The organism is Nocardia halotolerans (assembly GCF_042650145.1).
Lineage (GTDB): Bacteria > Actinomycetota > Actinomycetes > Mycobacteriales > Mycobacteriaceae > Nocardia > Nocardia halotolerans.
This window is the reverse complement of the sequence record NZ_JBHSDL010000007.1, coordinates 96,339-115,524: the sequence shown is the minus strand read 5'-3', so window position 1 is coordinate 115,524 and position 19,186 is coordinate 96,339. Positions and strand designations below refer to the sequence as shown.

16 protein-coding genes are annotated in these 19,186 nt (G+C 68.4%); 10 read left to right on the top strand and 6 right to left on the bottom strand.

The features are described from left to right. Window positions 1-7 precede the first annotated feature (7 nt). The gene (locus ACFO5K_RS07745; RefSeq protein ID WP_378558032.1) at window positions 8-430 is read left to right on the top strand and encodes an organic hydroperoxide resistance protein; all 423 of its coding nucleotides are present in this window, start codon (window positions 8-10) and stop codon (window positions 428-430) included. 77 nt (window positions 431-507) lie between these two features. Here the strand turns inward: ACFO5K_RS07745 and ACFO5K_RS07740 are convergent, their stop codons facing one another. Together ACFO5K_RS07740 and ACFO5K_RS07735 are read right to left on the bottom strand one after the other, a co-directional pair. Continuing rightward, a complete protein-coding gene (locus ACFO5K_RS07740; protein WP_378558029.1) occupies window positions 508-1,035 on the bottom strand; it encodes a TIGR04338 family metallohydrolase in 528 nt (175 codons plus the stop codon). Between the two features lie 30 nt (window positions 1,036-1,065). Further along, complete coding sequence (locus tag ACFO5K_RS07735) at window positions 1,066-1,869, bottom strand: DUF2786 domain-containing protein (RefSeq protein ID WP_378558565.1); 804 nt, start codon at window positions 1,867-1,869, stop codon at window positions 1,066-1,068. A 225-nt stretch (window positions 1,870-2,094) separates the two neighbouring features. On the opposite strand from ACFO5K_RS07735, the gene ACFO5K_RS07730 reads away from it, so the two are divergent. The 6 genes from ACFO5K_RS07730 (at window position 2,095) to ACFO5K_RS07705 (ending at window position 8,738) form a co-directional block, all read left to right on the top strand. Next, window positions 2,095-3,342 (top strand): ABC transporter substrate-binding protein, encoded by a 1,248-nt coding sequence (locus ACFO5K_RS07730; protein ID WP_378558562.1) that lies wholly within the window; start codon window positions 2,095-2,097, stop codon window positions 3,340-3,342. A gap of 45 nt (window positions 3,343-3,387) precedes the next feature. Beyond that, window positions 3,388-4,365 (top strand): carbohydrate ABC transporter permease, encoded by a 978-nt coding sequence (locus ACFO5K_RS07725; RefSeq protein WP_378558026.1) that lies wholly within the window; start codon window positions 3,388-3,390, stop codon window positions 4,363-4,365. A gap of 11 nt (window positions 4,366-4,376) precedes the next feature. Further along, window positions 4,377-5,258, top strand: coding sequence for a carbohydrate ABC transporter permease (locus ACFO5K_RS07720; RefSeq protein ID WP_378558559.1), 882 nt, complete (start codon window positions 4,377-4,379; stop codon window positions 5,256-5,258). Between the two features lie 98 nt (window positions 5,259-5,356). Next, window positions 5,357-7,672, top strand: a complete 2,316-nt coding sequence (locus ACFO5K_RS07715) for a transglycosylase domain-containing protein (protein ID WP_378558555.1) — start codon at window positions 5,357-5,359, stop codon at window positions 7,670-7,672. A 170-nt stretch (window positions 7,673-7,842) separates the two neighbouring features. Continuing rightward, window positions 7,843-8,304 (top strand): GyrI-like domain-containing protein, encoded by a 462-nt coding sequence (locus tag ACFO5K_RS07710; RefSeq protein WP_378558023.1) that lies wholly within the window; start codon window positions 7,843-7,845, stop codon window positions 8,302-8,304. 2 nt (window positions 8,305-8,306) lie between these two features. After that, a complete protein-coding gene (locus tag ACFO5K_RS07705) occupies window positions 8,307-8,738 on the top strand; it encodes a GyrI-like domain-containing protein (RefSeq protein WP_378558020.1) in 432 nt (143 codons plus the stop codon). 61 nt (window positions 8,739-8,799) lie between these two features. Here ACFO5K_RS07705 and ACFO5K_RS07700 read toward each other — a convergent pair whose 3' ends face one another. Continuing rightward, on the bottom strand, window positions 8,800-9,909 hold the full coding sequence (locus ACFO5K_RS07700; RefSeq protein WP_378558017.1) for an inositol-3-phosphate synthase: 1,110 nt from the start codon (window positions 9,907-9,909) through the stop codon (window positions 8,800-8,802). Further along, entirely contained in the window at window positions 9,902-10,459 is a 558-nt protein-coding gene (locus ACFO5K_RS07695) for a PadR family transcriptional regulator (protein WP_378558014.1), read from the bottom strand. The genes ACFO5K_RS07700 and ACFO5K_RS07695 overlap by 8 nt, the downstream gene beginning before the upstream one ends. A 407-nt stretch (window positions 10,460-10,866) precedes the next feature. Between ACFO5K_RS07695 and ACFO5K_RS07690 the strand changes: the two genes are divergently transcribed. The 3 genes from ACFO5K_RS07690 to ACFO5K_RS07680 all read left to right on the top strand — a co-directional run bounded on the left by ACFO5K_RS07690 (window position 10,867) and on the right by ACFO5K_RS07680 (window position 16,147). Next, the gene (locus ACFO5K_RS07690; protein WP_378558011.1) at window positions 10,867-11,286 is read left to right on the top strand and encodes a DUF5318 domain-containing protein; all 420 of its coding nucleotides are present in this window, start codon (window positions 10,867-10,869) and stop codon (window positions 11,284-11,286) included. 853 nt (window positions 11,287-12,139) lie between these two features. Further along, on the top strand, window positions 12,140-14,371 hold the full coding sequence (locus ACFO5K_RS07685; protein WP_378558552.1) for a transglycosylase domain-containing protein: 2,232 nt from the start codon (window positions 12,140-12,142) through the stop codon (window positions 14,369-14,371). A gap of 21 nt (window positions 14,372-14,392) precedes the next feature. Further along, window positions 14,393-16,147: a glycosyltransferase family 87 protein gene (locus ACFO5K_RS07680; RefSeq protein ID WP_378558008.1), complete on the top strand. Its 1,755-nt coding sequence runs from the start codon at window positions 14,393-14,395 to the stop codon at window positions 16,145-16,147. Here ACFO5K_RS07680 and ACFO5K_RS07675 read toward each other — a convergent pair. Both ACFO5K_RS07675 and ACFO5K_RS07670 read right to left on the bottom strand, forming a co-directional pair. Further along, a complete protein-coding gene (locus tag ACFO5K_RS07675; RefSeq protein WP_378558005.1) occupies window positions 16,132-17,661 on the bottom strand; it encodes a TerD family protein in 1,530 nt (509 codons plus the stop codon). The genes ACFO5K_RS07680 and ACFO5K_RS07675 overlap by 16 nt on opposite strands. A gap of 27 nt (window positions 17,662-17,688) precedes the next feature. After that, on the bottom strand, window positions 17,689-19,101 hold the full coding sequence (locus tag ACFO5K_RS07670) for a TerD family protein (RefSeq protein ID WP_378558002.1): 1,413 nt from the start codon (window positions 19,099-19,101) through the stop codon (window positions 17,689-17,691). Window positions 19,102-19,186 lie beyond the last annotated feature (85 nt).

The window sequence follows — 19,186 nt, the reverse complement described above, 5'->3', positions numbered from 1 at the left end:
ATCCCACGTGCAGACTCTCTACACCGCCGAAGCCCTGGCCACCGGCGAAGGCCGGACCGGCTCCGCCCGCACCTCCGACGGCAAGCTCGAGGTGACTCTCGCCCCGCCGAAGGAAATGGGCGGTACCGGCGAAGGCACCAACCCCGAACAGCTCTTCGCGGCCGGCTACGCGGCCTGCTTCCACTCCGCCTTGCGCCTGGTCGGCAAGAAAGCGGGCGCGAACATCGACGATTCCGCCGTCGGCGCCCAGGTCTCCATCGGCCCGAACGCCGAAGGCGGCTTCCAACTGGCCGTAACCCTCGAAATAACCCTCCCCCACCTCCCCACCCCCGAAGCCCAAACCCTCGCCCACCAAGCCCACCAGGTCTGCCCCTACTCCAACGCCACCCGAAACAACATCGACGTCCAACTCAACGTCACCCAGGACTAACACTGGACAACTGATCATCAGGCTCTGGTGGTGGCAACGGCCGAGAGGCGAAAACCACCAGAGCCTGATGATCTAGATCAGCCCAGGGTGACGCCGCAGGCGGTGTAGGTGGCGCGGAGGAGGAGGGCGGCTTCGGGGGCGATTATAGATTCTGTGAGAGTGGTGTAGCGGGTGCAGAATTCGGGGCCGTGGGGGGCTTCGGATTCGGTGGGGGCCAGGTGGTGGGCCAGTTCGTGGAGGATCACCAGTTCTCGCAGGGCCCATGCGGTGGCACCGGTGTGGAGGGGGACGGCGAGGACGGCGGTGGCCGGTTCGTAGTGGGCGGCGGTGGTGCCGGCCCTGGTGCGCACGCGCAGCGGGCGGGCGGCTCTGTCCCATTGGGCGCGTACCCAGTTCAGGGCCAGGACCTTGTCGACGTAGTCCTGTACCGACTCCACCGAGGCGAATCGGCGCTCGACCGGCAAGGTGAGCTCGGAGCCGTAGAACTCGACGGTGCGGTGACCGAATTCCTGTGCGCGGTCGAACATCCCGCGCACCAGCTGCTCGGCGTCGTAAACCTTCGCCCGTTGACTGTCCCGGCGGCGCGGCGGATCAGGTCGCGCCACGGTGAGCTCCGCTACCGATCTTGCCCGCGCTCATCCGCCGCTCGGAAGACGTCCGGGGGCGGCGGGGAGTTCGGGGGCGGTGCCGAGGCGGGCGGAACGGCCGGCCCGATCCCCTGCGCGGCGGGCGCCGGCGGAATGACCGGTGGAGGTCTGCGGGCCGCGCCAGGTGCCGCGGGCTTCGGAAGTGGCAGTGTAGAAGTCGGTGAGGGCGAGCTCTTTGTCGCGCAGGGCCAGGGCGGTGCCCGTCGACGCGCTGGCCGATTCCTCGGCGACGACCTCGGCCCGCGCCTCGGCCAGGCGGGCACCGATGCGGGCGGCGAAGGCCATCTGGAAGTTCAACCGCGCGGTGACCCCGGCGACCGGGGCCTGGACCCGGCGGCGCACGGTGCGGCCCAGCCGCTTCTCGGTGACGACTTTGACCACCGTCGCGTCGCGGTACGCGCCGGACTTGATGTAGTGATCCGAAGCGCGCACCATCTGGATGAGCAAGCTGGTGTAGAGCGCTTCGCAGGCGTCGATGTCGGCGGCGAATCCGTAGGCGTAGACCTGGGTGGAGGTGCGGGCGACATCGCAGCGAACATCGTTGGCGCTCGCGATGGCGACGAACAGCTGCACATAGGTGCGCAGGCCCTTTCGCCCGGGTTCACCGATCGGAATGATCCGCTGCACCGGCGCCGGCCTGCGCTCCCGGCCGCGGATGTGTGAGCGCGCCACCGCCAGATCGATGGACGATCTGGTCGCCAACCGCTGGGCCGCCGCCATGAACGCTTCGGCCTCGTGCGCGTTGTCGGTGCCCTCGGCCTGACGCAGCAAACCACCGATGCGGGTGAGCATCCGTTCGGGAGCAGGCGAAGTCGTGGCCACCATCCGAGGGTAGGACACCGCACCGACAGCCCCGGAAGTCTCCGCCCGTTCTGGGTCGCGAGGGCCCGGAGCCCGTGGCCCCCGGGCCGCCAAAACTACTGTATGTTGCGTTGTGCACCGCACGGGTGTGCTGCTGCTCACTGTCTCGACCCTGGAGTGTCTGCGATGGCCTTTAAGTTTGTCCCCAGAGCGACGATGGCTGCTGCCTCGATTGCGTTGCTCACCGCATCGTTCGCCACTGCCTGCTCCGGTGACGACGGCGGCAACGCGCTCGATCAGAACCTGACGGGCCGCGGCCCGATCACCTACGTCGAAGGTAAGGACGTCACCGAAACCGGTGTGGTGCGGCAGCTCATCGACCGCTGGAACGCCGCGCACCCGAACGAGCAGGTGACCTTCAAGGAGCAGTCGGCCGACGGCACCCAGCAGCACGACGACCTCGCCGAGCACTTCCGCGCCAAGCAGGACGGCTACGACGTCGTCGCCCTCGACGTGAAGGACACCGCCGAGTTCGCCGCGAAGGGCTGGGTCCAGCCGCTCGAGGGCAACTTCGCGATCGACACCGCGCCGCTGCTCGCGCCGACCGTGGCCAGCGCCACCTACAACGGCAAGATGTACGCGGCACCGAAGAACACCAACGGCGGCCTGCTGTACTACCGCAAGGATCTGGTGCCCAACCCGCCCAAGACCTGGAGCGAGATGCTCGGTCAGTGCCAGGTGGCCCGGGACAACAACATCGGTTGCTACGCCGGTCAGCTCGCCCCCTACGAGGGCCTGACGGTGAACACCGCCGAGGTCATCAACGCCTTCGGCGGCAGCTTCGTCGGCGCCGACGGCAAGACCCCCACCGTGAACAGCCCGGAGTCCAAGGCCGGCCTGAAGGTGCTCGTCGACGCCTACCAGAACGGGGACATCCCCAAGGAGGCCATCACCTTCAAGGAAGGTGAGAGCGCCAGCGCGTTCGAGTCGGGCAACCTGCTGTTCCTGCGCAACTGGCCCTACCTCTACGGCCAGGCCAACGGTGACTCCTCGGCGGTGAAGGACAAGTTCGGGGTGGCCCCGCTGCCGGGTGACACCGGGATCGGCGCCTCCGCCCTGGGCGGCTACAACGCCGCGATCAGCGCGTTCTCCAAGAACAAGGCCACCGCGGCCGATTTCGTGCGCTACCTGATCAGCGAAGAGGCCCAGCAGATCATCGCCCAGGGTGCGCTGCCGCCCGTGCGCGCCTCGCTCTACGACGACCCGGCCCTGATCGCGAAGATGCCGTACCTGCCCGCGCTGAAGGATTCGATCGCCAGCGCGGTGCCGCGTCCGGTGACCCCGTTCTATCCCGCGGTGTCGAAGGCTATCCAGGACAACGCATATGCTGCTCTGAACGGCACGAAGTCCGTCGACGACGCGGTCGCCGGCATGCAAAAGGGCATCGAGACCGCCGGTTCGTAGCGGTACGCGCAGCGGACCCGACCAGACCGTAGGAGAGTAGAAACGGTGTCGGATCCTTCGGGAGCCAAGCAGCGCGGGCTAGCGCTGCAACTGCGACAATCCGGCAAGGCGTGGCTGTTCGTCACACCTGTGCTCGTCGCGCTGGCCGTGGTCATCGGCTATCCGGTGTTCCAGGCGATCTGGATGTCGCTGCAACAGGACTCCGGCATCGACCCGGACACCGGGATGTTCGTCGAGGGCGGCAGCGCCGGGCTGAGCAACTACACGCACTGGCTGTTGCAGCAGTGCTCGACGCTCACCGGTTCGGTGTCGTGCCCCACCGGCACCCTCGGTTCCCAGTTCTGGGCCGCGGTGGGGGTCACCCTGTTCTTCACCGTGGTGACGGTGTCGATCGAGGCCACCCTCGGCCTCGGCATGGCCATGGTGATGGGCAAGACCTTCCGTGGCCGGGCACTGCTGCGAGCCGCGGTGCTGATCCCGTGGGCGATTCCCACCGCCGTCACCGCGCGGTTGTGGGAGTTCATGTTCCAGTACGACGGCGTGGTGAACCGGGTGCTCGGCACCCACATCCTGTGGACCTCGGATGTGTGGGCGTCGCGGTTCGCGGTGATCGTGGCCGATGTGTGGAAGACCACGCCGTTCATGGCGTTGCTGATCCTGGCCGGGCTGCAGGTGATTCCGAACGATGTGTACGAGGCGGCCAAGGTCGACGGCGCGTCGGCCTGGCAGCGGTTCCTGCACATCACGCTGCCGTTGCTCAAGCCCGCGCTGCTGGTGGCGGTGCTGTTCCGCACCATGGACGCGCTGCGCATGTACGACCTGCCCGCGATCATGACGCTGGGCAACCCGTCGACGACCACGCTGTCGATCCTGGTGGTCGAGCAGGTGCGCCAAGGGCCCAACAGTGCGGCGGCGCTGTCGACGATCACCTTCCTGTTGGTCTTCGCCATCGCGTTCCTGCTGGTGAAGGTGCTGGGCGCCAATGCCGTTCGCACGCAGGAAGAACAGCGGAAGGCGGCCTGATGAGCATCTCGATGACCAAGGACGCCGAACCGGTTTCGCTGCCTCAGCAGCCGGTGTCGTGGCGCAAGCGGCTCGGCACGGTGCGGCTCTACCTCGGTGTGGCGATCGTGCTGGTGTGGGGGCTGGGCCCGTTCTACTGGATGGCGGTCGTGGCCTTCCGCGACCCGGCGTACACCTTCGACAGCACCCCGTGGCCCACCCATGTGACGCTGGAGAACTTCCGCAACGCCTTCGATACCAGCCGTGGCAACGACTTCGGCAAGGCGCTGCTCAACAGCGTGATCGTGGGTTCGGCGACCACTGCCATCGCGCTGGCGCTCGGTGTGCTGGCCGCTTACGCGCTGGCGCGAATGACCTTCGCGGGCAAGTACCTGATCTCGGGGCTGATCCTGTCGGCGTCGATGTTCCCGGCCGTGGTGCTGGTGACGCCGCTGTTCCAGCTGTTCACCGATATCGGCTGGATCGGTGGATATCAGGCGATGATCATCCCGAACATCTCCTTCGTGCTGCCGATGACGGTGTACATCCTGGCTTCGTTCTTCGCCGAACTGCCGTGGGAGCTCGAGGAGGCCGCGCGCATCGACGGCGCCAGCAAGTTGCAGGCGTTCCGGTTGATCATGCTGCCGCTGGCCGCCCCCGCGGTGTTCACCACCGCGATCCTGGCGTTCATCGCCGCGGTGAACGAGTACCTGCTGGCCAGGCTGCTGTCGAGCGATGCGACCAAGCCGGTGACCGTGGCGATCGCGAGCTTCTCGGGCAACGACCCGCTCGTGCAGCCGTACGCGGCGATCATGGCGGCCGGTGTGATCGTGACGGTCCCGCTGGTGATCATGGTGCTGCTGTTCCAGCGTCGCATCATCTCCGGTCTCACCGCGGGCGGCGTGAAGAGCTGACGCACCCCCGGCCGCTCCTCCCCGATTCTGTCGCCGTCGCCGGGTAAAGTCGCCTGCATCGATGGGCAGGTGAGCTCTTGTCGTGGCTCCGGAAGGAGATGGTCGTGGCCTCCGAGGGTGGGCGCGGGCGTTCCGGCGAAGACGTTCCGTATACCTCGATCGCGGGGTTCCGGGACCCGCTCGCGCGCGAGCCCGAGCCGCGCAAAGGTGCGGCCCGGCGCGCGCTGGCGGCCCGGCTGGCCGCCGACGAAACCGGGGACGAGCAGCCGCGCAGGCCCAACACCAGAGGCCGGCGGATCCGCCGGTTGCTGCTCGCCCTGTTCGTGATCTTCGTGTGCGTGCCTGCGCTGTTGTTCTTCGCGGTGTACTGGAGTTCGGAGATTCCGGAGCCCGGCGAGGTCGCGGTCGAACAGCCGGCCACCATCCTGGCCGTCGACGGCACCACCGAGATCGCGAAGATCATCCCGCCCCAGGGCAACCGGATTCCGATTCCGCTCTCCGATGTGCCGATCCCGGTGCGCGACGCGGTACTCGCGGCCGAGGATCGCACCTTCTACACCAATGCCGGCTACTCGACCAGCGGCTTCCTGCGCGCGGCCCGCGACAACCTGGCCGGCCACGACAACGCGGGCGGCGGTTCGACGATCACCCAGCAGTATGTGAAGAACGCCTTCCTGAGCTCTGAGCGCACCCTCACCCGCAAGATGCGCGAGCTGATCATCGCGGCGAAGATGGCCAGGCAGTGGAGCAAGGACGAGATCCTGGCCGCCTACCTCAACACCATCTACTACGGGCGCGGCGCCTACGGCATCGCGGCGGCGGCCAAAGCCTACTTCGGCAAACCGGTGCCGGAACTGACCCTGGCCGAAGGCGCGGTGCTGGCCGCGGTGATCCGCTCACCGTCGGTGCTCGACCCCGAAACCCACTTCGACCAGCTGCGCGCCCGCTGGCAGTATGTGCTCGACGGGATGGTCGAGATGAAGGTGCTCGCCCCGGGCGAGCGCGACGCGACAGTGTTCCCACCCATCCTGGCGCTCGAGGAGATCCCCGCCGAACCCGAAGCACTCGGTCCCGAAGGCCACATTCGCACTCAGGTGCTGCGGGAACTGCGCGACGCCGGCCTCACCGATGCCGACATCAACACCGGCGCCCTGCGGATCACCACCACGATCGACCCGCGCGCGCAGGACGCGGCGGTAGCCACGGTGGGCGAGCGCCTGTCCTGGCAGCCACCGCAACTGCGGGCCGCGGTGGTCTCGATCGACCCGCGCAGCGGTGCGGTGCGCGCCTACTACGGCGGCGCAGACGGCGTGGGCTTCGATTTCGCGCAGGCGCCACTGCAAACCGGTTCGGCCTTCAAGGTTTTCGCGCTGATCGCGGCCCAGCAGCAGGGCATTCCGGTGACCAGGTCGATCGACAGTTCGCCGATCGTCGACCGCGGAACCGAGATCACCAATGTCGACAACGATTCGTGCGGGCGCTGCCCGCTCACCGAGGCGCTGAAACGGTCACTGAACACCAGCTTCTACCGGCTCACCATGACCATGGGCGACGGCCCGCGCGCGGTCGCCGAGGCCGCGCACCAAGCGGGGATCCCCGAATACATTCCCGGTGTGGAGGGTAAAACCCTCACCGAGGCGGGCGATCCCCCGCTCAACGGCATCGTGCTCGGTCAGTACCTGGTTCGCCCGATCGACATGGCCTCGGCTTACGCCACCCTGGCCGCCTCCGGGGTGTATCACCAGCCGCACTTCGTGCAGCACGTCGTCACCGGCGACGGCCGGGTGCTGCTCGACCGTGGCGAAAACCCTGTCGGCGAACGGCTTCCCGAACCCGAGCAGCGCATCCGGGCCGAGATCGCCGACGCCACCACCCAGGCGATGAAGCCGATCGCGAACTACTCCAACGGACACGGGCTCGCCGGGGGCAGGCCGTCGGCGAGCAAGACCGGCACCACCCAGCTCGGCGAGACGAAGGACAACAAGGACGCGTGGATGGTCGGCTACACGCCGTCGCTGTCGACGGCGGTGTGGGTGGGCAGCGACCAGCCGCAACCGTTGCGCAACGGCGGCGGCGGTGCCATCTGGGGGTCGGGACTGCCCGCCGACATCTGGAAGCAGACCATGGACTCCGCGCTGGCGGGCACACCGGTCGAACAGTTCAACACTGCGCCGCTGTCGGGCGGCGGGGTGTTGATCCCCGGACCCACCGTGTCGCCACGGACCTCGAGCAGCGGCGCGTACGACATCCTCAACCCGCCGACGACCACCCCGAATCCCACCGCTCCGGTGACCATCGGCCCACCGACGAGCGCCCCGGACCCCACCGGACCGGTGATCATCATCCCCCCCGCGCCCGACCCGTCGACGAGCGGCGAATGGTTCCCCGGACTCGGCGGACAGGGTCCGCCCTAGATCACGGATTGGGCCACCGGCACCAAACATCAGCACGAACATGGCAACATCGGGGGCCAGAGCGCGTACGCCCGTCCTGGCGTCGAACGATCCCGGCTCGGAACCTGTCGTATCCATGCGGGAAGATATGCGCTCGAGCGACGACGAGACTAGACATAGGGGCTACGCAGGTGGATTTCAATGTCGTTGACCGTCCCGAGACGCTGATCGCGGGCACAGTGCTGCGCAGTCCGGCGCTCGCTGTCGAGGGGCCGCGCCGCGCCAAGGTGGTGGAGGCGTGGCAGCGACTACGGGAGCGACGGGGATTACCGGGGCCGTTCGCGACGGGCTACGTCGATTTCGCGGCCGAGATCAACTCCTACCTCACCCACCTCGTCGGCTACGAATGTAAAACCGTCGCCGACCTGCAAGTGGGTGACGTGCTGGGCAAGATCCCGGCGGGCCGCTACGTCAAGTTCACCGCCAGCGGCGACAACCTCGGCGACACCATCGTCGGGCTGTGGCGGCAGGTGTGGGACGCCGAGGCGGCCGGAGAGTTCGTGCGCGCCTACACCGGCGACTGCGAGCAGTACCCCGACGAACGCACAGTCGAGATCTTCGTCGGCGTCACCGATGTGAAGGGCGGTCGATAACCGTGCCCGTTGACTTCGAGATCGTCACCCTCGACGACAGCCTGATCGCCGGACTCACCGTGCCGCTGGCCGGGCGCGAGGTGACCGCCCGCGACCTGGACCTGGTGAACTTCACCTGGGACCGCTACCTGTCCAGGGAGAAGCCGGTGCCCCGCGCGGCGGCCTACATCGGCCAGTACGACCACGCGGTCGCCGTCCTGGGTTACGAGGTCGCCGGCCTCGACGACATCGATGAAGGCGACGTCCTCACCCGTGTTCCGGCGGGCCGCTACGCCAAGTTCGTGGTCTCCGACAAGCCCTACGATCTGCTGCGCACCGCGTGGGCCCAGGTGGTGAAGGCCGAGAGCGCCGGCACCATCACCCGCTCGCACACCGCGGAGCTGGAGCGCTACACGGGCCCGACGAGCGTAGAGGTCTACGTCTCGCTGGACTGAACACGAAAAAAGAGCCGGTGCGCACGAAAGTTCGTGCGCACCGGCTCTTTTCGTTCAGTGCTTAATCGGCGCCGATGATGAACGCCTCGAGCTGCGTGCGTGCGGTGTCGTCGGCGATCTGCTCCGGCGGGGACTTCATCAGGTAGGCCGAAGCCGGGATGACGGGTCCGCCGATGCCACGGTCCTTGGCGATCTTCGCGGCGCGGACCGCGTCGATGATGATGCCCGCCGAGTTCGGCGAGTCCCACACCTCGAGCTTGTACTCCAGGTTCAGCGGGGCGTCACCGAAGGCGCGACCCTCGAGGCGCACGTAGGCCCACTTGCGGTCGTCGAGCCACTCCACGTAGTCCGAGGGACCGATGTGGACGTTGCGGTCGTGCACCTTGCCCGCGAGCGAACCGGTGAGGTTCGAGGTGACGGCCTGGGTCTTGGACACCTTCTTCGACTCGAGACGGTCCCGCTCGAGCATGTTCTTGAAGTCCATGTTGCCGCCGACGTTGAGCTGGTAGGTGCGATCGAGCACCACGCCGCGGTCTTCGAACAGCTTGGCCATCACCCGGTGGGTGATGGTCGCGCCGACCTGGGACTTGATGTCGTCGCCGACGATGGGGACACCGGCGTCGGTGAACTTCTTCGCCCAGACCGGGTCGGAGGCGATGAACACCGGCAGCGCGTTGACGAAGGCGACGTTCGCGTCGATCGCGCACTGCGCGTAGAACTTGTCGGCCTCTTCGGAACCGACGGGCAGGTACGAGACCAGCACGTCGACCTTCGCGTCCTTCAGCGCCTTGACGACGTCGACCGCGGGGGCCTCGGACTGCTCGATGGTCTCGGCGTAGTACTTGCCGATGCCGTCGAGGGTCGGGCCGCGCAGGACCGTCACGTCGGTGGGTGGCACGTCGGAGATCTTGATGGTGTTGTTCTCGCTGGCGAAGATCGCCTCGGCCAGATCGAAGCCGACCTTCTTGGCATCGACATCGAACGCGGCGACGAACTTCACGTCGCGGACGTGGTAGGGACCGAATTTGACATGCATGAGGCCGGGAACAACAGCGTTCTCGTCGGCGTCCTTGTAGTACTGCACGCCCTGCACCAGCGACGATGCGCAGTTGCCGACACCGACGATCGCGACGCGCACTTCGCCGGATCCAACCTTGTTGACATCACTCATGGCCGCTCTTTTCCTCTTTCTGTGGTGCCGCCTTCGTCGATTGCTCCGCCGCAATCAACTCGTTGAGCCAGCGCACTTCGCGCTCGCTTGATTCCAATCCGAGCTGGTGGAGCTGCCGGGTATAGCGATCCAGTGAGCCGCTGGCCTTCTTGATCGCTTCCCGCAGGCCCTCTCGGCGCTCCTCGACTTGGCGTCGCCTGCCCTCCAGGATCCGCATCCTCGCCTCGGCGGGCGTGCGGTTGAAGAAGGCCAGATGAACACCGAAGCCGTCATCGGTGTAGTTCTGCGGACCGGTGTCGGCGAGGAGTTCTGAGAACCGTTCCCGCCCGACCGGCGTGAGCCGGTAGACGCGGCGCGCACGGCGCGCGGTTGCGCCCTCCGGCATCTCCTCGGCGATCAACCCGTCGGACTGCATCCGGCGCAGCGTGGGGTAGAGCGAACCGTAGGAGAAGGCCCGGAACGCTCCGAGCAGGCCCGTCAACCGCTTGCGCAGCTCGTAACCGTGCATGGGCGCGTCGAGGAGCAGGCCGAGAATCGCCATTTCGAGCATTCGGACCTCACCCCCTGACTGTGTCGGCCTGACTGACCGAACGGACCTAACCGATGGATGCGAATTCCCACTATATCGGAGCGATACATCCAGGCATAGTCCGAGGCCATATATCGCTCGATGGTGCTGCCCAGATTCCCAGGTCAGGCCGAGGATCTCGGGGAGTGTCCGATTCGGTGACCGGCGGCGACGGCGTCAAGCGTGGTCGACACCGGGGCGCGATCGATGTCACGTGCGCTCGCCGCCGCGACCACGGCATCGGCCGGCCACCCGGAACCGGCCCGCTCCCCAGACCGGCTCACCTGCGGATTTACCGTCGCCACACCCGAAATCGCCGGTCGTTCGCCGGGTCGCCGAAGAATCGATGCCACCGGCGGCACAAATCAAACCCGGCTACTCTGGTGATCGTGCGAATTCAGCGGCAGGTGGTCGACTATGCGCTCCGGCGCAGGTCGCTGCTGGCTGACGTCTATGCGGGGCGGGTCGGTGTCGCCGAGGTGTGCGACGCGCATCCGTACCTGCTGCGGGCGGCCAAATTCCACGGGCAGGGCAGCGAAGTGACCTGCCCGATCTGCCGGAAAGAGCAGCTGACGTTGGTTTCGTGGGTGTACGGCGACGGGCTGGGCCAAGCGGCCGGGTCGGCGCGCACACCCGAGGAGTTGACCCGGATGGCAGAGTCGAACGAGGAGTTCTCGGTGCATGTCGTCGAGGTGTGCCGCTCGTGTAGCTGGAATCATCTGGTGCAGTCCTACGTACTCGGCACGACCCCGGCACCGGCCCGTCGCCGGTCGAGTCCGCGCGCGGGTCGGCGCTCTGCTGCCGAATGACGAGCTGCCGAGTGATGAGCTGCCGAATGATGAGCTGCCAAGTGACAGTCCGCCGAGCGACGGGCTGCCCGGCGATGGCCGCCGAGTGATGCGAGCTGCCCGATGACGGTGGTCACCGCATGATGCGCCGCTGTTCGGGGTGCAAGGGATCCGCGCCGGTTGTCCGGCGCGGATGTCGTGTGCCGGTTGAACCTTACGAGTTATGGAGATCTGGTCAGTGAGTTCGCCCTACGAGCCCTCCCCCTACGGTGATGATCCGCGCGGCGGCCGTCCGGCCAGGGGTGCACAGCCAGGTCTCCCCCCGCAGTCGGGCCCCCCGCCGCGTCGGCCGGTGCCGCCCAACGGTCCGCGCCCCCAGCCCGGTCAGGGACCCCCGCCCGGTCAGGGACCCCGCGGGCCCCAAGGTGGCCCGGTGCCGGGCGGACGTGGTCCGCAAGGCGGCCCACCGCCGAACCGGCAGGGTCCGCCGCCCGGTGGGGTACCGCCGCGTCGACCGGGTCAGCCGCCGCAGCGCCCCGGCACGCCCCAGGGTGGGCCCGCGCAGGGCAGGCCGCCGCAGGGCAGGCCCGGTCAGCCGGGCCGTCCCGCCCCGCCCCCGGCCGGTGCCACCCAGAAACTTCCGCGCCCCGGTGGCGACGAGACAACCGTGCGCTCGGGTCAGACCGGTGCGGGACGGGCCGTGCGCGGCGACGGCCCCGCTCGTCCGACCCGGGCGGGCGCGGGAAGCCGTCCCGGCGGTCCGACCACGGGTGAACGCCGCGCGACCGGTGCGGGCGGCACACCCCCGCCGACCGGCCCGCGCAACCGCCGCGCCGGTGGCGGAGGCGACGACGGCTCCGGTAGTGATGGTTCGGTGACCAAGAAATCGCCGTGGCGCGCCGTGCGCCGGACAATGTATGTCCTGATGGCCTTGGCCATCGTCGTGCCCAGCGCGGTCTTCCTCGTCGCCTACACCGCGGTGTCGGTGCCCGAGCCGGGAGATCTGGAAACCAACCAGGTCGCGATGATCTACGCCGCCGACGGCTCGACCGTGCTGAGCAAGGTGGTGCCCCCGCAGGGCAACCGCAGCGAGGTCTCCATCGATCAGATCCCGCCGCACGCGCGCAACGCCGTGATCGCCGCCGAGGACCGCGACTTCTACACCAACCCGGGCTTCTCGGTCTCGGGCTTCGCCCGCGCGGCCCGCGACAACATCCTCGGCAAGGAAAGCGCCGGTGGTGGTTCCACGATCACCCAGCAGTACGTGAAGAACGCGCTCGTCGGTGACGAACGGTCGCTGACGCGAAAGATGCACGAACTGGTGATCTCGGCCAAGATGGCCCGCCAGTGGAGCAAGGAAGACATCCTCGCCGCCTACCTGAACACCATCTACTTCGGTCGTGGCGCCTACGGCATCGATGCCGCCGCCAAGGCCTATTTCGACAAGCCGGTGCAGGAACTCACCGTGGCCGAGGGCGCCGTCCTGGCCGCGACCATCCAGCTGCCCTCGCTGCTGGATCCGGAGAAGAACCCCGACGGTGCCAGGTCACGCTGGAACTACGTGCTCGACGGCATGGTCGACGGCAACAACCTGTCGGCGGCCGAACGTCAGGCGATGCAGTACCCGCAGGTGGTGCCGTTGGCGTCGCTGGGCGACAAGAGCCTGGACTCGGGTCCGGAGGGCCTGGTGAAGAACCGGGTGCTCGAGGAGCTCTCGGCGGCCGGCATCAGCGAGCAGCAGCTCAACACCGAGGGCCTGCAGATCACCACCACCATCGACCCGAAGGCGCAGGAGGCCGCGGTGAGCGCCGCGCGGTCCAACCTCGAGGGCGAACCGGAGAACCTGCGGACCGCGGTGGTCTCGATCGACCCGCGCTCGGGTGCGGTGCGCGCCTACTACGGCGGTGAAGACGGCCAGGGCTACGACTTCGCGAACGCGGGTCTGCCGACCGGTTCCTCGTTCAAGGTGATCGGCCTGGCCGCCAACCTCGAGCAGGGCGTTCCGCTCTCGCAGCTCTACGACAGCTCCCCGATCACCGTCAACGGTATCGAGATCGGCAATGTCGAGGGCGAATCCTGCGGGATGTGCACCATCGCCGAGGCGCTGAAGCGTTCGCTGAACACCAGCTTCTACCGCATGCAGCTCGACATGCAGGGCGGACCGCAGAAGATCGCCGACATGGGACACAAGCTCGGTATCGCCGAGGAACTGCCCGGCGTCGGCCCCACCCTGACCGAACCCAACGGCGTCGGCCCGAACAACGGCATCGTGCTCGGCCAGTACCAGTCGCGTCCGCTCGACATGGCTTCGGCCTATGCCACCCTGGCCGCCTCGGGCATGTACTACTCGCCGCATTTCGTGCAGCGCGTGGTCACCGCCGACGGCCAGGTGCTGCTCGACCGCGGTGAGCCCGCCGGTGAGCAGCGGGTGAGCGCGGCCGTGGCCGACAACGTGACCGCGGCGATGAAGCCGATCGCGGCCTACTCCAACAACCACAACCTGGCCGGCGGCCGCGATTCCGCGGCCAAGACCGGCACCCACCAGCTCGGTGACACCGGCAGCAACCGTGACGCCTGGATGGTCGGCTACACGCCGTCGCTGTCGACGGCGGTGTGGGTCGGTACCGAGCAGGGCGAGCCGCTGCGCAACTACGGCGGCGCCCACATCTACGGTTCCGGACTGCCCTCCGACATCTGGAAGGACACGATGGACGGCGCGCTGTCGGGTACGCCGAAGGAATCGTTCCCCAAGCCCGCCCCGATCAAGGGTCAGGCCGGTGTGCCGGACTGGTCGGCGCCTTACACCCCGCCGTCCACCACCGCCCCGCCGACGATCGCGCCGCCGGTGGTGGTGCCCTCGCAGGTCGAGATCCTGCCCGGTATCCGCATTCCGGTGCCCGGTATCCAGCAGCCGGCCAGGCAGAGCCCGCAGGAGCAGCAGGCGCCCGAGCCCGACGCCGGTCCGCTGCCGGGTCAGCCCACCGCGCCCGAAGACGACGGATCGCCGTCCAACGGGAACAGCAACGGCAATGGCAACGGCAGGCAGAGCGCGGGCGATGACGACGAGAGCAGCGGCGCGGGAGCCACACCGACCCAGTCCCGGTAGGCACCGGTAGCCTCGGATGTCGTGACCGATCAGCAACTCGCGGGCCAGCCGGCGTCAGGTGGTAGCAGGCCGGACCGTGGGGAGCAGTACGTGGCGCCCGCACCGCTGGCTCCCGATCTGTGTTCGATCGATGCCAGGGACCTGCCGAGCCGCAACGATTCGCTCACCGCGCAGGCCTCGACGGTGATCGGTGGCCCGGTCGGTGAGCACGCGCTGATCGGCCGGGTGCGGTTCTGGACACCGCTGCGGGTGCTGTTCGCGTTCACCGTGTTCTTCCTGGCGCTGGGCTGGGCCACCAAGGCGCCGTGCATCCAGCAGACCGGCGACGGTGCCGGTGGGTTGACCCTGGACTGGCACAACGGCCGCCAGTACGTGGCCATGTGCTACTCGGACACGGTGCCGCTCTACGGTGCCGAACGGCTCAACGAGGGCGCCTTCCCGTACAAGAAGCACTGGGTCGAGTCGACCCCCGACGGCGGCACCGAGACCAGGTACATGGAATACCCGGTGCTGTCCGGCCTGTACCAGTACGTGGCGATGCAGATCGGCAATGTGTGGAACAACCTGCCGCTGCCCGGTGCGCTGTCGGTGGTGGTGTACTTCAATGTCGTCGCGCTCGGGCTGGCGATGGGCTGGTTGATCACCGTGTGGGCTTCGTCGCGACTAGCCGGGCGGCGGGTGTGGGACGCGGCGTTGATCGCGGTGTCGCCGCTGGTGATCGTGCACGCTTTCACCAACTTCGACGCGCTGGCAACGGCTTTCGCGGCCACCGGCCTGCTGGCGTGGGCGCGGCGCAGACCCGTGCTGGCCGGTGTGCTGCTCGGTCTCGGCGGCGCCGCGAAACTGTATCCGCTGCTGCTGCTCGGCCCGATCCTGGTGCTGTGCCTGCGCGCCGACCCGCTGCGCCGCATACTCGCCGCCCACACCGGCCTGCGACTGCGTGACATCGACAGCGTCGCCGCCGCCCGCACCTGGCTACGGCAAACCCCCGAACGCACAAACGTTTTCGCCCAGCGTCCACTCGGTTCGGCCGCCCTCGCCATTGCCGCCGCGGCGCTCACCTGGATCGCGGTGAACCTGCCGATCGCCGTGCTCTATCCAGAAGGCTGGCGAGAGTTTTTCCGGCTCAACACCACCCGTCACGCCGACCCCGACTCGATCTACAACGTGATCACCTCGTTCACCGGTTGGAGCGGGTTCGACGGCCCGCTCGGACACGGTGAACCACCGACGGTGCTGAACACGGTGTCGCTACTGCTGTTCCTGCTGGCGTGCGCCGGGATCGGCTACCTGGCGCTCACCGCGAGCAGACGCCCACGCGTGGCACAACTGTGCTTCCTGGTGGTGGCCGCGTTCCTGCTGACCAACAAGGTGTGGAGCCCGCAGTACTCGCTGTGGTTGGTGCCGCTGGCCGTACTGGCCTTCCCGCACCGCCGAATCCTGTTGGCCTGGATGACCGTAGACGCCCTGGTCTGGGTACCACGGATGTACTACTACCTCGGCGAGGACAACAAGGGCCTGCCCGTCCAGTGGTTCACCGGCACGGTCCTGCTGCGCGATCTCACCGTGCTCGCCCTGTGCGCGATGATCATCTACCAGATCCTGCGCCCAGAATCCGACCTCGTCCGCCGCGACTACGTCGACGACCCGGCAGGCGGAATTCTCGACCGGGCCCCCGACCCCCTCCTACCCTGGCTCCCCTCCTGGCTACGCCCGCGCCACACCGCGGGCACGACCGCCCGCGATGCTGCGCCGAGCGGCTATATCCGCAAGTAACGGTCCTGGAGTTCGGGTTCCAGGGGGAGCATGTCGAGATCGAGTTCCCAGGCGTTCCCGGTCCACGGGTCGAACAGGGGGGTGCCTGGCATCGTGGGTAGGTGCCGGCAGGACTGTGCGAGCAGAGTCAGGGGGCCGTCGGTGAAGTCGGTGCTGTTGCTGCCCACGATGAGCAGCGACAAACCGATCAGGTCGCCGCGGATCATCAGCTGCCCGAGGCGGACCACATCTTCGGGCTGGTAGCCGTGCGGGAAGTCGGCGGCGACCAGGATGCGGTGTTCGGTCGGTGGGACGAGTTGTCCACTCTGGTAAGCGAGTTCGGCGAGTTCGGCGGCGTGGGCGAGTTCGGCCAGGCGGGGTGTGATGTCGCCGTGGTCGGTGATCACCGGGCCCGCGAGCAGTGGAGACAGCGGGGTGGCGAGGCCGCGCAGGCCGCCGGTGAGGTCGATCAGGTCGACCCGGGTCGGCTTGTCCGGCAGTGCGGCGACCAGTCGGGCCACCAGCGCGCCGACCACCCGGGACGCGGCGGCGCTGCTCTCGGTGTCGACCCACAGTGGCCGATTCAGCGGTACCGGAACGCAATACGGGACGCGGAGGTCGCCGCGGTCGGCGGCGTAGAGCTCGCCGAGGCGGATGCCGTCGCTGGGCGCGGCGCGGGTGGTCCAGGACGGGGCGAGCCAGGACGCCAGGGCGGCCGGCATCACGGCGTCGGCTTCGGTGATCTCGCGGGCGAGCACGTCGCTGTCACGCCGGTGATCGGCGTCGGCGACGCGCACCAGCTCGTCGTGGCGGTGCTGGGCGGCCGAGCGGGCGGCGTCGGCGGCCGGGGTGTTGCGGGTGGCAGGGTTCGACACCGCTTCGGAAAGCTCCTCGTCGAGCCGCTGTGTGGCGTAGTCGCGGGCCGAGACGAGGGCGGCAGCCGAGCGGGCGGCGTCTTCGAAGATCATCCACATGCGTTGCAGTCCGTGGCCGACCTCGAGCGGGGCACCGGGAGCGGGCTGTGCGGTGGGAGCGGCACCGGATGCAGCGTCAGTGGTGGGAGCAGGGGCGTTGGCCGGTCCGGGTACGCCGTGTGCCTCCAATAGCTGAGGAACGCCCCCGGCATAGCCCTGGCCGAGCGCCCGCAACTTCCATCCCGCACCGCGCCGATACACTTCGAGACAGATCAGCGAGCTCTCCCCCGCCGTCGGCACGATCACGAATTCCGCGAGGGCAGTGCCGTTTCCGGTCAGCGACGCGGTGACAGTACCCAGCACATGACCGGCCGAGACGAACAGCAACACAGCATGGGCGTCCGCCCTGACCTGCGACAGCGTCAATTCCACCGCGCCACCGACGAATTGGGCGCCGGGAGCGGCGGGGCGCGACGCGCACACATGATCGTGCTCGTCGCGCGCCCGCAGGTCCTCGCCGACCACCAGCGCGCCGAGTTCGGCGGTGCCGGTGGTCTGTGCGGTGAAGCGCACGGTGTCGGCGGTCAGCGCGGTGTTCTGTCCCGCCTGCAGGTGAATCACGTTGTCTGCCTAGCTGTGTCGTGCGGCCTAATCTGCCACGAGGAACCGGCCGAGCTGCGGGACGGCTTCACCGGGGTGCTTGGCATGGAAGCCTTCGCCCAGTGCCTGCATCTTCCAGTCACCGCCGACCCGGTACACCTTCGCCATCGCCATCGCGGTGAACGGCATGCCGCCCGCGAGGGTGTAGCGGGCCAGTTCACCGTTGGTGGTGCCGTCGATCAAGCGGCAGAACGCGTTCTGCACCTGTTCGAAGGTGTGGCCCTTGTAGGAGGTGACGATGAACAGCAGGGTGGAGATGTGGGCCGGCACGCGGGTGAGGTCGACGAGGATCACCTCGTCGTCGCCATCACCTTCGCCGGTGAGGTTGTCGCCCTGGTGCCGCACGGAGCCGTCCTTGGACGACAGCTGACCGTAGTAGGCGACGTCGACGAGATTCTGGTCGGCGAACAGGCACACCGACGCGTCGAGGTCGATGTCGACGGTGCGGTTGCCGAACATGCCACGCGTGCGAACGGGGTCCCAGCCCAGGCCCATCTTCACGAAGGTCAGCGCGGCGCCGCCCTCCTTGCGCAGGGTGACCCGTTGCCCCTTCTGCAGGCTGACCGGCCGGTCCTTGCTCAGGCTGATCTCCCCGGCGGGCTGCGCGGGCGGGGCGGCCTGGCCGGGCGGCGGGTAACCGGGACCGGGCGGCGGCGGGTAGCCACCGGCGGGCGGCTGTCCCGGCGGCGGGTAGCTACCGGCGGGCGGCTGTCCCGGCGGCGGGTAGCCACCGGCCGGCGGCGGCTGCGGTGCACCGGGCGGCGGGTAGCCCCCACCGGGCGGGGCGTAGGCGGGCGCGGGCTGCTGCGGGTAGTTCGGTGCGGACTGGGCCGGCGGCGGCGGAGGCGGTGCGGGCGCGGCCTGCGGTGCGGCGGCCTGGGTCGGCTGAGCGGGCGAGTCGTCCACCTGCACACCGTGATCGGTGACGAGCGCGGCGAATCCACCGGCATAACCCTGACCGACTGCGCGCACCTTCCAACCGCCCTGACGGCGGTACAGCTCGAGCGCGATCACGATCGACTCGGCGTCGAGGCCGTCGATGCGGTACGCGTAGAGCTGATTACCCGCGGTGTCGGAGACGATGGCCGTGGGCGGAGCTGAGCGGCCGAAGTTGCTGTTGGCGTCGTCGAGGGTGATCACCGCGCGGATCTGATCGATCTCGGCGGGCACCGCGGCCAGCGACACCGCCAGCGACGCGGGCTGACCCGCCGGGCCGGGACGCAGGTCGACGCCCGGACCGCTCGGCTGGTTGTAGAAGACGAAGTCGGCGTCGGTGCGGACCTTGCCCTGCTCGGTGACGAGCAGCGCGGACAGATCCGCCGGCGCCGTGAGCTGGAGCGAGATCACCACGTCACTGACGGCCAGCGGACCGTTCTGGCCCTTGGCGAGTGTTGCAGACAAGTTAGACCCTTCGCTTGTCGGTGCGGTCGCCTGTCACTCTACGAGAAAGCGGGGCCGCGCGTTCGCGGTCCACGCCCACGCCACC